The 12751-nt window shown below is 46.7% G+C and carries 15 protein-coding genes; 8 read left to right on the top strand and 7 right to left on the bottom strand.

What is annotated here, in order from left to right; all coding sequences use genetic code 11:
* Nucleotides 1-29: 29 nt before the first annotated feature.
* Nucleotides 30-1394, bottom strand: coding sequence for an MFS transporter (locus CXL14_RS05715; RefSeq protein WP_014419079.1), 1365 nt, complete (start codon nt 1392-1394; stop codon nt 30-32).
* Entirely contained in the window at nt 1391-1957 is a 567-nt protein-coding gene (locus tag CXL14_RS05710) for an isochorismatase family protein (protein ID WP_012118644.1), read from the bottom strand. Before CXL14_RS05710 ends, CXL14_RS05715 begins: the two co-directional genes overlap by 4 nt.
* Before the next feature lie 252 nt (nt 1958-2209).
* On the opposite strand from CXL14_RS05710, the gene CXL14_RS05705 reads away from it, so the two are divergent.
* The gene (locus tag CXL14_RS05705; protein ID WP_003151223.1) at nt 2210-3421 is read left to right on the top strand and encodes an ammonium transporter; all 1212 of its coding nucleotides are present in this window, start codon (nt 2210-2212) and stop codon (nt 3419-3421) included.
* Nucleotides 3422-3438: 17 nt separating this feature from the next.
* Complete coding sequence (locus CXL14_RS05700; RefSeq protein WP_014419080.1) at nt 3439-3789, top strand: P-II family nitrogen regulator; 351 nt, start codon at nt 3439-3441, stop codon at nt 3787-3789.
* 46 nt (nt 3790-3835) lie between these two features.
* Here the strand turns inward: CXL14_RS05700 and ftsW are convergent, their stop codons facing one another.
* Nucleotides 3836-4990 carry a putative lipid II flippase FtsW gene (gene ftsW, locus CXL14_RS05695; RefSeq protein WP_014419081.1) on the bottom strand — a complete coding sequence of 385 codons (1155 nt, stop codon included), beginning with the start codon at nt 4988-4990 and terminating at the stop codon, nt 3836-3838.
* 164 nt (nt 4991-5154) lie between these two features.
* Here ftsW and CXL14_RS05690 point away from each other — a divergent pair, with 164 nt between their 5' ends.
* The gene (locus tag CXL14_RS05690) at nt 5155-5730 is read left to right on the top strand and encodes an undecaprenyl-diphosphatase (RefSeq protein WP_014419082.1); all 576 of its coding nucleotides are present in this window, start codon (nt 5155-5157) and stop codon (nt 5728-5730) included.
* A gap of 17 nt (nt 5731-5747) precedes the next feature.
* Here the strand turns inward: CXL14_RS05690 and CXL14_RS05685 are convergent, their stop codons facing one another.
* Nucleotides 5748-6170, bottom strand: coding sequence for a VanZ family protein (locus tag CXL14_RS05685; protein ID WP_014419083.1), 423 nt, complete (start codon nt 6168-6170; stop codon nt 5748-5750).
* Nucleotides 6171-6261: 91 nt separating this feature from the next.
* Nucleotides 6262-7131 carry a stage II sporulation protein SpoIIQ gene (locus CXL14_RS05680; protein WP_014419084.1) on the bottom strand — a complete coding sequence of 290 codons (870 nt, stop codon included), beginning with the start codon at nt 7129-7131 and terminating at the stop codon, nt 6262-6264.
* A gap of 138 nt (nt 7132-7269) precedes the next feature.
* Here CXL14_RS05680 and CXL14_RS05675 point away from each other — a divergent pair, with 138 nt between their 5' ends.
* Together CXL14_RS05675 and CXL14_RS05670 are read left to right on the top strand one after the other, a co-directional pair.
* Complete coding sequence (locus tag CXL14_RS05675; protein WP_087920810.1) at nt 7270-7761, top strand: GNAT family N-acetyltransferase; 492 nt, start codon at nt 7270-7272, stop codon at nt 7759-7761.
* Entirely contained in the window at nt 7758-8207 is a 450-nt protein-coding gene (locus tag CXL14_RS05670) for a DUF5362 family protein (protein WP_007407573.1), read from the top strand. The genes CXL14_RS05675 and CXL14_RS05670 overlap by 4 nt, the downstream gene beginning before the upstream one ends.
* Before the next feature lie 31 nt (nt 8208-8238).
* Here CXL14_RS05670 and CXL14_RS05665 read toward each other — a convergent pair whose 3' ends face one another.
* The gene (locus tag CXL14_RS05665; protein ID WP_014419085.1) at nt 8239-8676 is read right to left on the bottom strand and encodes a DUF5392 family protein; all 438 of its coding nucleotides are present in this window, start codon (nt 8674-8676) and stop codon (nt 8239-8241) included.
* A gap of 220 nt (nt 8677-8896) precedes the next feature.
* Here CXL14_RS05665 and cls point away from each other — a divergent pair, with 220 nt between their 5' ends.
* The 3 genes from cls (at nt 8897) to xynA (ending at nt 11952) form a co-directional block, all read left to right on the top strand.
* A complete protein-coding gene (gene cls, locus CXL14_RS05660) occupies nt 8897-10345 on the top strand; it encodes a cardiolipin synthase (RefSeq protein WP_007407575.1) in 1449 nt (482 codons plus the stop codon).
* Between the two features lie 135 nt (nt 10346-10480).
* Nucleotides 10481-10867 carry a DUF5362 family protein gene (locus CXL14_RS05655; RefSeq protein ID WP_014419086.1) on the top strand — a complete coding sequence of 129 codons (387 nt, stop codon included), beginning with the start codon at nt 10481-10483 and terminating at the stop codon, nt 10865-10867.
* Between the two features lie 443 nt (nt 10868-11310).
* Nucleotides 11311-11952 carry an endo-1,4-beta-xylanase XynA gene (xynA, locus tag CXL14_RS05650; protein ID WP_014419087.1) on the top strand — a complete coding sequence of 214 codons (642 nt, stop codon included), beginning with the start codon at nt 11311-11313 and terminating at the stop codon, nt 11950-11952.
* Between the two features lie 329 nt (nt 11953-12281).
* Here the strand turns inward: xynA and CXL14_RS05640 are convergent, their stop codons facing one another.
* Nucleotides 12282-12686: an Rrf2 family transcriptional regulator gene (locus tag CXL14_RS05640; protein ID WP_014419089.1), complete on the bottom strand. Its 405-nt coding sequence runs from the start codon at nt 12684-12686 to the stop codon at nt 12282-12284.
* Between the last annotated feature and the right edge of the window lie 65 nt (nt 12687-12751).

The following is a 12751-nucleotide window of genomic DNA, read 5'->3' as shown; positions in this document are numbered from 1 at the left end:
GGAGAGCCCGTCTCTTTTTGTTGCGCCTGTTAAGAGGCTTTTTTGAGGAGAACCGAAAACCGGAATGCCATCAAAAGGCTTACAGCGCCGACAACGATAAGAATCGTGCCGAGCATATGAAAATGGCCGGCGGTAATTTCTTTTCCGAAAAGAATGCCCAAAATGACAGAAGACAAAATCGAACCGAGATACCGGCAGGTCTGAAACAGGCCGGACGTTGTTCCGACCATGTCGGCGGGGCTCGTTTTCAGCATGGCCGCCTGAAACGTGACATTTCCGAAGCCATAGCCGACACCCAGCACGGACAGGATCAGCCCTTTTCCTATCATAGGCGCCTGAAGAAAGAAAAACGTTAACAGCACCGCCCCGATCGCGGTCAGGCAGGTTCCGGCAACAATCGGCTGAAGAAGCCCTTTCTTATCTATCCATTTTCCGGTCAGAGGCGACACCAGAATACTCATGCCCGACATAAACAGCATAATCAATCCGCTTGTCTGAACGGACAAATGCATTTCATCCTGAAAATAGCTCGGAAGCCCGAAAAAGATGCAGTAAAAGAATATATTCAGCAAAATAAATTGAATATACACCGACGATAGTTTCCGATGCGTTTTAAACAGCCTGACATCAATAAACGGCTTCTCTGTTTTCAGCTCGCGCCAGATAAACAGCCCGACAAACAAAAGCCCGAATACGCCTTCTGTATAGTGAGGCTTCGTACTGAAGGACAATAAAAACGACAGGAGAAGGATAATCGCCCCGGCAAACAGGAGTATCCCGATCGTATCAAGCTGGCGGAGCACGCCTTTCAAGCCGCCGATCTCGCGTTTTTCATCTTTCGGAAACATATACATTCCGAGAAAAAAGCTGAGAATGATAAACGGCAGATTGACGAAAAAGATCGCCGGCCACCCTCCCCAAACGATCAGAAAACCGCCGAGAGTCGGACCGAGCGCCGTCATGGCTGATGCAAAGATTGACAGGACGGCCAGCGCCGAAGCCTGCTTCTCCCGTATATTTGAACGGATCAATCCGACGCCGGACGGATATATCGCACTGCTACCGATCGATTGAAAAAGCCGCATGATCAGCAAAGTCATGAAAGTCGGCGCAAACGGCGCGCCGACCGCCGAGACGGCAACAAGCAGAAGCCCAATCAAAAACAGCTTCTTCCTGCCGAGCATATCACCGAGCTTCCCGGTAACAGGCTGCGCCACCGCGCTGGCAAGATAAAAGGACGATATCAGCCAGGACACCGTTGTAAACGACAGGTGAAATTCATGCTGAATACTGTGAAGCGCAAGAGAAATCATCGACGAGTTCAATGGGTTCAGCATCGTCCCCGAAGCCACGGCCGTCAAGAACAGGACGCGGCTTTTTTTGGAGATTGTCATTTTGTCTGTGCGATAAATTCTTCCGTCGTCCGGCTTCTGCCGATTTTCGGGAAGATAAACTTGAGTGTCGCTTCGTGCTGTTCATCGCTGAATGTCGCCATCGCGTCAGTTACGAAAACTTGCTGATACCCGAGCTGAAAAGCTTCCCGCGCCGTGCTTTCCACACCGATGTTTGTCGCAATCCCGCATAACACGATCGTGTCGATTCCCCGTCTTCTGAGCTGAAGATCCAGGTCCGTGCCGAAAAACGCGCCCCACTGCCGTTTTGTTACCGTATAATCGTTTTCTTTCACTCCGATGTCAGGCACAAATTCAGCCCAATCCGCCGGCGGAGCCGAATGGCCCGCCGCCTCTTCATCCGTCAGCGGCTTCAGCGCATCCGCTCCGTCATGAAAATCCACGTTCACAAAGCTGATAAATCCGCCTTTTTCCCGGAACACATCAATTAATTTTTTCGCGTTCGGCACAACGGTACCGCTTTTATCAATCGGCACAATGCCTTTTTGTAAATCAATAAGGACCAAAGCCGTTTTTTCAAATTGCAGATTTAATGATGTTGTCATAATAATTCCTCCTGATGCAGTTAGTGTTTCTCACCCCGTTTATTTTACTCTTTCCCGGACAGGATTTCTTCCGCCATGCTCCGGCGCTCTTTTTATGGATATAAAGTCGCACGACACCAATATGAAAAAGCAACATTATGAACGCAAAAAACCATGTTAGATAACCTTACATGAAAATGTTTTATCGTTCTTTTTTCTCTATAATAATGAATTAATCACAATTACATTCTGAATGAGACGGAGGAATACAACATGCAGATGGGCGATACAGTATTTATGTTCTTTTGCGCTTTACTCGTGTGGCTGATGACCCCCGGGCTGGCTTTGTTTTACGGCGGAATGGTAAAAAGCAAAAACGTGCTCAGCACGGCGATGCATAGTTTTTCTTCTCTCGCCATCGTATCCGTCGTTTGGGTTTTGTACGGATATTCACTCGCTTTTGCCCCCGGCAATACATGGCTTGGCGGGATTGAATGGGCGGGGCTGAAGGGGGTCGGCTTTGAACCCGGAAGTTACAGTGATACGATCCCGCATTCCTTGTTCATGATGTTCCAAATGACGTTTGCCGTACTGACAACGGCCATTATTTCAGGAGCATTTGCTGAACGCATGAGATTCAGTGCTTTTCTTGTATTTTCCTTTTTGTGGGCTTCCCTCGTATATACCCCCGTTGCGCACTGGGTATGGGGCGGCGGCTGGATCGGCCAAATGGGCGCTCTTGACTTCGCAGGCGGAAACGTCGTCCACATTTCTTCCGGAGTCGCCGGGCTTGTGCTGGCGATTGTGCTCGGGAAACGCAAAGACGGCACGGCGGCTTCCCCTCACAACTTAATTTACACGTTCTTGGGGGGAGCGCTCATCTGGTTCGGATGGTTCGGCTTCAATGTCGGCAGCGCCCTCACGCTTGACAGTATCGCGATGTTTGCCTTCATTAACACAAACACCGCGGCTGCAGCCGGAATTATCGGCTGGATTTTAATCGAATGGATGCTGAACAAAAAACCGACCATGCTGGGTGCTGTATCAGGCGCTATCGCCGGGCTTGTCGCCATTACGCCGGCTGCCGGGTTCGTTACGCCGTTCTCTTCCATCGTAATCGGTTTCATCGGCGGGCTTGTCTGCTTTTGGGGCGTTTATTGGCTCAAAAAGACTTTCGGTTATGATGATGCGCTTGACGCTTTCGGGCTGCATGGAATCGGCGGGACATGGGGCGGCATTGCGACCGGTTTATTCGCCACCACTTCCGTCAATGACGGCGGGGCAAACGGGCTGTTTTACGGCGATCCGGGACTGCTCTGGAAGCAGATTGCGGCCATTGCGGCAACCTATGTATTTGTATTTATTGTCACTTTCGTTATCATTAAAATTGTAGGTCTGTTCATTCCCCTGCGCGCCAGTGAAGAAGAAGAGTCACTCGGGCTTGATTTAACGATGCACGGGGAAAAAGCATATCAGGACTTATAAAGTGAGGAGTGGCTTAGATGAGCGGTCAAATGTTCAAGGTAGAAATCGTTACGCGTCCGGCTAAGTTTGAAACATTGAAACAGGAACTCGGTAAAATCGGAGTCACATCGCTGACCTTCTCCAACGTACACGGCTGCGGCCTTCAAAAAGCCCACACCGAACTGTACCGCGGAGTCAAAATTGAAAGCAATGTATATGAACGGCTGAAAGTGGAAATCGTTGTCAGCAAGGTCCCCGTTGATCAAGTGGTGGAAACGGCGAAAAAAGTGCTGAAAACGGGAGAGCCCGGCGACGGCAAAATATTCGTCTATGAAATCGGAAACACGATTAATATCCGCACCGGAGAAGAAGGACCAGAAGCTTTATAAACAGACAGAACGCCCGGAAATGTCCCGGGCGTTTTTTCTGGCTTCATTAAAAAGAAGAAACCTTTTTTTCATGCGGGACAGGCCGCTTATGCCGTACGGGTTGTTTTTTCGCATATGTACTGATATTGACCAGTATGCCGCACAAAAACAGCGTCATAATCAATGAAGAACCGCCGTAGCTGATAAACGGAAGCGGCACACCCGTAACCGGGAGGAGTCCGCTCATCGCTCCCAAATTCAATACAACCTGAAACATTAATTGAAACGTAATTCCGATGGCAAGAAGCTTCCCGAACGGGTCATCAGCCCGCACGGCCGTTTTTACGCCGAGAAGCATTAACGCAAAATATAATCCCAAAACGATCAGAACACCGAATATCCCCAGCTCTTCGCTGATCACGGCCATAATGAAATCAGTATGCGCCTCAGGCAGATAGTTCATTTTTTCAACACTGTTTCCAAGCCCTCTTCCGAAAAACCCGCCTCCGGAAATAGCAAAATAGGATTGAATCAGCTGATAGCCGTCCCCGTTCGCGTCACCAAACGGATTGGTAAAGGAAACGAGGCGCTTCACACGATAGGAAGCGGAAAATGCGAGATAAACAACCCCGGACACCGCCGTCGCGCCGAGCACGAACAGATGGCGCTTTTTCAAGCCGGCACATAATAAAATCGACCCGCACGCCGCCAGGATTAAGGAAGCCGTCCCTAAATCAGGCTCCGCCAATGTCAGCAGAAAAGCGGTCCCCAAAATCACTAAAGGCGGCAGAACCCCTTTCACAAATTGATGAATGTACGGCTGCTTTTTCGTATAAATCGAAGCGAAATACAAAATCATCGCGATCTTCGCCAATTCAGACGGCTGTACGACAACCGGGCCCGCTCCCAGCCACCTGCGGGAAAAATTCCGCTCCAGCCCGATTCCCGGTATCAATACGAGCAGCAGCAATACCAGCGAACCGACCACAAACAGCGGTACAAGCCGCGCATACCGCTTATACGGCAGACAGGCGGCAAATAGAAATAAGCATAATCCGATCAGTAAAGAGGTACTTTGTTTATGGAAGAAATAGGATGGATCTCCGTACCGCTGAGACCCCATCACATCACTGGCGCTGTACACCATTAACAAGCCGAATCCGCAAAGCAGCATAATGACAAACACAAGCGGCAGATCGGCGTTTTTCAAACGTTTCAGCAACGGACAAAACTCCTTCGGCTATTCTTTTCCCGCATACTTGACGCACAGTAATACAGTCACGTTTCATTCTGTTTACTTTTTTATGATTATTTTTAATACCAATTGTGTCTCATAGAAAAAAGCATTACACTGTTCATATAAAATAAAGATAAAAGGTGATATTTGTGAATTACGAACTATTTAAAGCGATCAATGGTTTGTCGCACCATAGTGCCATTCTCGACTCTATCATGGTATTTATTACGGAATACGCCATTTTCGCCTACGCCCTTTTCCTGCTTGCCATGTGGCTGTTCGGAAGCACAAAAGGCAGACAAAACGCCCTGTACGCGGGCTTCACGGGTGTTGCGGCGCTTATCGTCAACTACCTCATCACGAAAGTCTATGTCGAGCCGCGCCCCTTTGTCGAGCATACGGTTCATACGCTGATCCCTCATGCCGCGGATGCTTCATTTCCGAGTGACCATACGACAGGCGCTTTGGCGATTTCAATTGCGATTCTGTTCCGCAACAAAAAACTCGGCTGGCCGCTTGTGATTTTCGGCCTTTTGACCGGCTTCTCAAGAATTTGGGTCGGCCACCATTATCCGATCGATGTGCTCGGAAGCATTATCGTTTCCCTCATTGTCGGATTCCTGCTGTTCAGATTTTCAAATGTGCTTCGTCCGATTGTCGATCTGATCGTGCGAATCTATGAAAGTATCGTTCATAAAAGCAAATCGACAAACCATAATATATAAAAAAAAGCCGGCGTCTGTCACAGACTGCCGGTTTTTGTATGTTTGGCTGTATGCTTTTTCCTTTGTAAAGCACAGAATGCGGCAATGCCGAGACTGTCAATCAGCACATCGCGGAGGCATCCGTTTCTGCCGAAAAAGAGCTGGACGATTTCTGTCAGGAAAGCGGCGGCCAATGCATACAGCACCGCCCTCTTCATGCGCCTGCTCTCTCTGAAAAACAAATAGGCGAGCACAAAAAATGAAAACGCGTGCCCGAGCTTTTGAATCGCCGCTTCCGGTATTGCGAGCTCCGCCATATCGAACACAAAGAAACCGGACACATCCGGATGGGGCGTGAAACGGAAGGACACCGTCTGCGACACAACCATATCGTGAAAGCTTTCAGTCAAAGCAGAAACGAAAACAAAGACGAGCCACCCGGCCGCCAGACATTTATTCATTCAGCATCTCCTTCGTTTTCTACTAGTATAAAGGCACATGCGGCAATATGAAAAGCGCCTATCAGAGCTGATAGGCGCTTTGGGATCAAGATTACTTGCCCGAATCTTTCATTGAGCCGTCATCTTTACCATCTGTCTTGTCTTTTGTGCCGTCCTCTTTGTCACCCGGTTTTTCTTCGGTTTCTTTTTTAGGCGTCACATCTTTTTTCTCGGAAGACTGCTGAATTGACCCTTCCGTTTCTTCTGTCAAAGCGTTTTTCTCTTCAGCCGCCGCTTTTTCAATAGATGTTACCGGCTTGTCCATAAAATTGAGCGGGTTCATCGCTACGCCGTCCTTGCGGATTTCAAAGTGCACGTGATTTCCGCTTTCTTCACTGTAAAGGTTTTTTCCGGATTTACCGATGACCTGGTTCTGCTTTACTTTGTCGCCCTGATCGACGCTGACTTCAGATAAAGACTGATAGACAGTAGACAGGCCGTCTGAGTGTTCAATTTCAACCACATATCCCAGTACCGGGTCTTTAGCAGCTTTAACAACCGTACCGCTCAGAGAAGCAGAAACATCAAATGATTTTCCGTCTTTCTCAGCTAAGTCAATTCCTTTACTGAGGCTGTACGTGTTATTATAGTTAACAAGTGCTGCTTCTTTCTCTTTTTTTGCGGCATCAGTTTCATAAAACTTTTTCACAACAGAAACATTTTCAGAATGAGCAGCCGGCATTGCGACGTTTTCCATTGACTTGCCTACTTCGACGGCATCATCTTTGCCGCTGTCATACGCGGAGTTTCCGCCGTTGTTCGTCAGATTGTCCTTCACATCATTCGAAACGGATTGATACCAAAGGACAGCTGTTAAAATGACGGCCGCACTGACTAAGTAGATTGCAGGGAATATCCAGCGTTTGCGAAAAAACCGCTGAAGTTTTTTGACTTGAGAAGTTTTCTTTTCTTCCTCTCTCATTTGTTCATCACCTCAGCAACATTCTGAACACTTTTCTGAAAATATATACACATCCATAAAAAACTTTTTTGGAAATAGTATGTGCAGATTGCACTTGATTATGTAATGAAATGTGAAGGGAGATCCCGGAATATGAATTTGACCCTGCGCAAAGCCGTATTGGAGGATTTAGATGCGGTGGTGGCCATATACAACTCGACGATTGCCTCACGGATGGTAACGGCTGATACGGAAGAAGTGACGCCCGCAGACCGGATGGATTGGTTTTTGCGGCACACGGACCGGCGTCCGCTGATGGTCGCGGAAGATGAGACCGGCAAAGTGGCGGCCTGGATCAGCTTTGAAACGTTTTACGGCCGTCCGGCCTATGACAAAACGGCGGAGATCAGCATCTATCTGCATCAGGATTGCCGCGGCAAAGGAGCAGGAAGCTTTCTGCTGAAAGAAGCCCTGGCACTCGCTCCGGCAATCGGCATCCGCAGCCTGATGGCTTTTATCTTCGGACATAATGTGCCGAGCATTAAGCTGTTTGAAAAATTCGGTTTTACCGAATGGGGCGTATTCCCGGGTATCGCCGAAATGGACGGAAAACGATATGACTTGAACATTTTAGGGAGAGAACTGTCATGATCACCATCGATAAAGACAAAGACGAAAACCAGCCGCTCAATAAAAAAGCCCGTTCCCTTGCCGACATCGCCAAATGGGGAAAGATCACTGCCGTGTTTCTGATCATCACGGGCTCTCTTTCCGCTCTGTCAGCCATTGTGACGCTGCTCGGAGCCATTCCGGGGGTTCTGCTCATCATTTCCGGCGTCATGCTGATGCGCTCGGCAAAAGCGGCGGCCGCCCTTCAGGAAGGACTAGAAGAAAACGCGGAAGAAAATATGCTTGCACATTACGCGTCATTTATCAAAATGCAGTTTTTTTACGCGGCTTCCAGTGTGGTATTGGGCATTCTCGCTTTTATTTTAGTCGTCATCTTCGCTGTCATCGGAATTATCGCTTATCACAGCACTGATACGTATGACACGCCTGATTCATATTACTATGAGAACGACCCGGTGTTTGAATGACAAAAAGAGCTGATCGCGCGTCAGCTCTTTTTTAATAAAGCATTTCTTTTTTCCGGTCTTCTTCCGTTAAAAATTCAATAAAGCTCTTCATCGCAGACGGCTCCTCGGCAATCAGCCGGGTATAGGCGCTTTTCCGTTCTTCGGACAGAATATCGCTTTTTCTGATTCTGTTCAGCATATAAAGGCGGATCGTTTTTTGCACCTGTTTCCGCTGATAGCCGGCTTCCTTAAACAATGCAAGACCCAAGGCCGCCAGGAGGGCAAAAATGCCGGCCGACACGAGAGCTCCTCTCCCGGAAGGGGCCTGAATCAAAAGCGATGCCAGATGAAACAGACTAAAAGCGGCAAGCGGGAAAGCAAGAAAACGGTAAATGATGCTTTTTTTCATCAGCGGCGCAATGGCGATTTGTATTTTCTGAATTTCTTTTTTTATGAATCCCGGCAATTGTTCCGCATGCTCCAGCTTCATGCCCTCTCCCCTTTGCTGTCATTTTTGTCTTCTTTTTCATATATGCATATTTTACCGCACCCGGAACTTTCTTTGAAAGAAAACTGCATTCATCTTTGATTCCGGCTCTTTATTCTTTCAAAATGTCAATGTTATAATTTGAAATGGGAATCAGATTGCTGCACTTGTCGGAATACTAATGGGCACAGTCTTGATAAATATGATATAGCGGGGTTGCAAAGTGAGCATTTCATTTATTTTATTCGGATTTTTTTTCGTTTTAAATATACTTTTGGCCGTCATCATGATTTTCAAAGAAAGACGCGATGCCAGCGCTTCATGGGCTTGGCTTTTGGTTCTTTTTTTTATTCCCATTTTAGGGTTTATTTTATACCTGTTATTCGGCCATAACCTGAGACGCAAGCATCTGTTCCAATGGGAGGACCGTAAAAAAATCGGGATTGAAAAGCTGCTGAAGTCTCAGCTGAAAGATCTGAAGTCGAGGCAATTCCAATTTAACAACAGAGCGACTGTGGATAATAAAGACCTCATCTATATGCTTGTCATGAACAACCACGCAGTCTTTACAGAGGATAATTCGGTGGAGATTTTGACGGACGGGCGCGATAAGTTCAAACGCTTAATGAAGGACATTTCCAACGCAAAAGATCACATTCACCTTCAATACTATATTTATAAAGGTGATGAACTGGGAAAAAAATTGCGCGATGCCTTAGTGAAAAAAGCACGGGAAGGCGTAAAAGTCAGAGTGTTATATGATGAACTCGGTTCAAGATCACTCAGAAAAAAATTCTTCAAACCGCTGCGGGACGCCGGCGGCCATGTGGAAGTCTTTTTTCCTTCCAGGCTTCGTCCGATTAATTTGCGGCTCAATTATCGGAATCACCGCAAGCTCGTCATCATTGACGGCGAAACCGGCTATGTCGGCGGCTTTAACGTCGGAGATGAATATCTCGGCCTGAATCCGAAATTCGGCTACTGGCGCGATACGCACCTCAGGCTTCAAGGCACGGCGGTACACGCCATTCAGACACGGTTTATCCTCGATTGGAACCAAGCCTCCCATCATCATACGCTCACATACGTTCCGAATCATTTTCCGGAATGCGAGCCGAAGGGCAATGTCGGGATGCAGATTGTCACGAGCGGACCGGACTCAGAATGGGAACAAATTAAAAACGGCTATATCAAGATGATCTCAACGGCCAAACGGTCGATCCTGATTCAGACGCCTTACTTTATTCCTGACTCAAGTCTTTTAGATGCCCTCAGGATCGCCTGTCTGTCAGGCATCGACGTCAAAATCATGATTCCGAACAAGCCGGATCACGCTTTCGTTTACTGGGCGACTTTATCTTACATCGGCGATCTTTTGAAAGCCGGAGCCTCAGTCTACATTTACGATAACGGCTTTATTCATGCAAAAACGATTGTCGTCGATGATGAGACGGCTTCCGTCGGTACGGCGAATATCGACGTCAGAAGCTTCAGACTTAATTTTGAAGTCAACGCCTTTATTTATGACGTCACCATCGCGAAAAAACTCATTTCCTCATTTAAAGAAGATCTGCTCGTCTCCAGAAAATATACGTATGAAGAATATCAGGAGCGTTCGCTGCGGATCCGCATTAAAGAATCGATTTCAAGACTTCTTTCGCCGATTTTGTAATTCCCGGGGTGTTTCTCGGGAATTTTCTGATACAAAAACGGACACGGCACGAAAAAACACATTTTATATTCAAAAGAATGACCGAATAGTGTATAAATGAAAAGTGAGTATTTTTTTGTAAAGGAGTGCCATAGTTTGAAACCTGAATCAGTGAATCGTTCGCTTATTTCTATTTCGAAATGGGGAAAAGCGACAGGTATTTTATTTATTATCGTGGGTGCGTTTGCGGCGCTGTCGGGCGCGTTTTTCTTTTTAATCGGAGCCATTCCCGGCGTTTTGCAGATCATTGCCGGCATTTTTCTGATGCGCTCGGCAAATGAAGCGGGACAGATGACGGAGCAGTTCAATGAACTGTCAGAGGAACATATGCTGGAGAATTATGCAAAGTTCGTGAAAATGCAGGGGATCTACCTGATTGTGACGGTCGGCTTGTCCGTTCTCGGTATCGTTCTCTTCATTGTCCTCATGACGCTCGGCATCGTGGACGGCGTGTTTAATAATATTGATGCCAATACATATTAAAAAGGAAAATCCCGGCGCATCCGCCCGGGATTTTTTCTTATTCCGCTTCTTCGGTAACGGTAAAGTTTTTCTGCTTTGGATTTTCCAATAACTCTGTCTGCAGATATTTTTTCGGACATTCCGGCTTCAGCTCAAAAAAGTTTTTTCAAATAAAACTTTTCCTCAGAGTTTCAACTGAAATCTCTCAATTGTTCGACTGTTCCTGATCAGGTTTAGAAGCAAGAATTGTGATTCTGCAAAATAAGGATAAAAGCCATGGCGGAACAAGACCACTTATAATACATTTTTTGGGTCTTTGTAATTAAATTACAATTGTTCTTAATATTCACTCATGTATTCATGCTATTATATTGAAAGGAACGATCAAAAGCGTTGGCGTTCGTTAAATATTTACGAGTGCTGCCTCATGTCAAAGTCAGAAAAAATAGTATAGGAGGTAACATATGTTTAAGTTTAAAAAGAAATTCTTAGTTGGATTAACGGCAGCTTTCATAAGTATCAGCATGTTTTCGGCAACCGCCTCTGCAGCTGGCACAGATTACTGGCAAAATTGGACTGATGGGGGCGGAACAGTCAACGCAGTCAATGGATCTGGCGGGAATTACAGTGTTAATTGGTCTAATACCGGAAATTTCGTTGTTGGTAAAGGCTGGACTACAGGCTCGCCATTTAGAACAATAAACTATAATGCCGGAGTCTGGGCGCCGAATGGCAATGGATATTTGACTTTATATGGCTGGACGAGAGCACCTCTCATCGAATATTATGTAGTGGATTCATGGGGTACTTACAGACCTACCGGAACGTATAAAGGTACTGTAAAGAGTGATGGAGGTACATATGACATATATACAACGACACGTTATAACGCACCTTCCATTGATGGCGATAACACTACTTTTACGCAGTACTGGAGTGTTCGCCAGTCGAAGAGGCCGACCGGAAGCAACGCTGCAATCACTTTCAGCAATCATGTTAACGCATGGAAGAGTCATGGAATGAATCTGGGCAGTAATTGGGCTTACCAAGTCTTAGCGACAGAAGGATATAAAAGCAGCGGAAGTTCTAATGTAACAGTGTGGTAACAGCTCATCTTTAATTAGGGGCAGCTAACGGGCTGCTGATCGTTCCTCGAGAAATTTTAAATGATTATTAAGAGGCGAACGGTTTTAGCATTGCTGGAGGCAGGATATCATTTTTTGTTTAACTTGCTCACAGCTGACACCTTCACATAAGCCTTAAGCAAAATAAAAATATCCCGGTAACCGCCTCCTTTAGTTTCGGAGGATTTTTTCATTAAACAGATCGCAATCCCGCATCCAGGCTTGTCTGAATATGGAGCCAATACCGTGATTTCCTCATTACCTCTTGTAAACATTTTTGTTACACCAATAGCGGGATGAACCATCTCTTTTTAACAAAAGAGATGATTCATTACATCATAAAGGGACTTGCTCGCAAGTTCATTCTCCATTGCCCGCTGTACGCTTCCGAACGTCTCATCGAGCGCGCGCTGCATATTTTTGCCGACCGGACAGTCGGGGTTCGGATTGTCGTGAACCGCAAAAAGCTCTTCCTTATTCTGCACAGCCCTGTAAACCTCTAAGAGGGTGATCTCCGACGGATCTTTTTTCAGGCTGGCTCCCGGAACACCCGCCCGGGATGTCAGAATACCCGCTTTTTTCAGCTGGCTGATCGTTCTCCGCACGACGACGGGATTGGTGTTTACGCTGCCCGCAATCATGTCCGATGACGCCCGTTCATCCGTTGAGATCAGCGATAGAATGTGAATGGCCACAGCAAGACGGCTGTTAATCATGTTTTTCACCACCGTTGTAACCGTAATAGTTACATTTCATTTGTTTGTCAACTACTAATATACAC

This window comes from Bacillus sp. SJ-10 (assembly GCF_002843505.1).
GTDB lineage: Bacteria > Bacillota > Bacilli > Bacillales > Bacillaceae > Bacillus > Bacillus velezensis.
The sequence above is the reverse complement of the archived record's forward strand: the minus strand, read 5'-3'. Positions and strand labels throughout refer to the sequence as shown.

Coding starts and splice junctions, on each gene's coding strand:
- CXL14_RS05715 (WP_014419079.1), bottom strand. CDS start 1,394: ATGACAATCTCCAAAAAAAGCCGCGTCCTGTTCTTGACGGCCGTGGCT.
- CXL14_RS05665 (WP_014419085.1), bottom strand. CDS start 8,676: ATGAAGCTGGAGCATGCGGAACAATTGCCGGGATTCATAAAAAAAGAA.
- CXL14_RS05640 (WP_014419089.1), bottom strand. CDS start 12,686: ATGATTAACAGCCGTCTTGCTGTGGCCATTCACATTCTATCGCTGATC.
- CXL14_RS05685 (WP_014419083.1), bottom strand. CDS start 6,170: ATGAATAAATGTCTGGCGGCCGGGTGGCTCGTCTTTGTTTTCGTTTCT.
- CXL14_RS05670 (WP_007407573.1), top strand. CDS start 7,758: ATGATCACCATCGATAAAGACAAAGACGAAAACCAGCCGCTCAATAAA.
- CXL14_RS05705 (WP_003151223.1), top strand. CDS start 2,210: ATGCAGATGGGCGATACAGTATTTATGTTCTTTTGCGCTTTACTCGTG.
- xynA (WP_014419087.1), top strand. CDS start 11,311: ATGTTTAAGTTTAAAAAGAAATTCTTAGTTGGATTAACGGCAGCTTTC.
- CXL14_RS05710 (WP_012118644.1), bottom strand. CDS start 1,957: ATGACAACATCATTAAATCTGCAATTTGAAAAAACGGCTTTGGTCCTT.
- CXL14_RS05680 (WP_014419084.1), bottom strand. CDS start 7,131: ATGAGAGAGGAAGAAAAGAAAACTTCTCAAGTCAAAAAACTTCAGCGG.
- CXL14_RS05700 (WP_014419080.1), top strand. CDS start 3,439: ATGAGCGGTCAAATGTTCAAGGTAGAAATCGTTACGCGTCCGGCTAAG.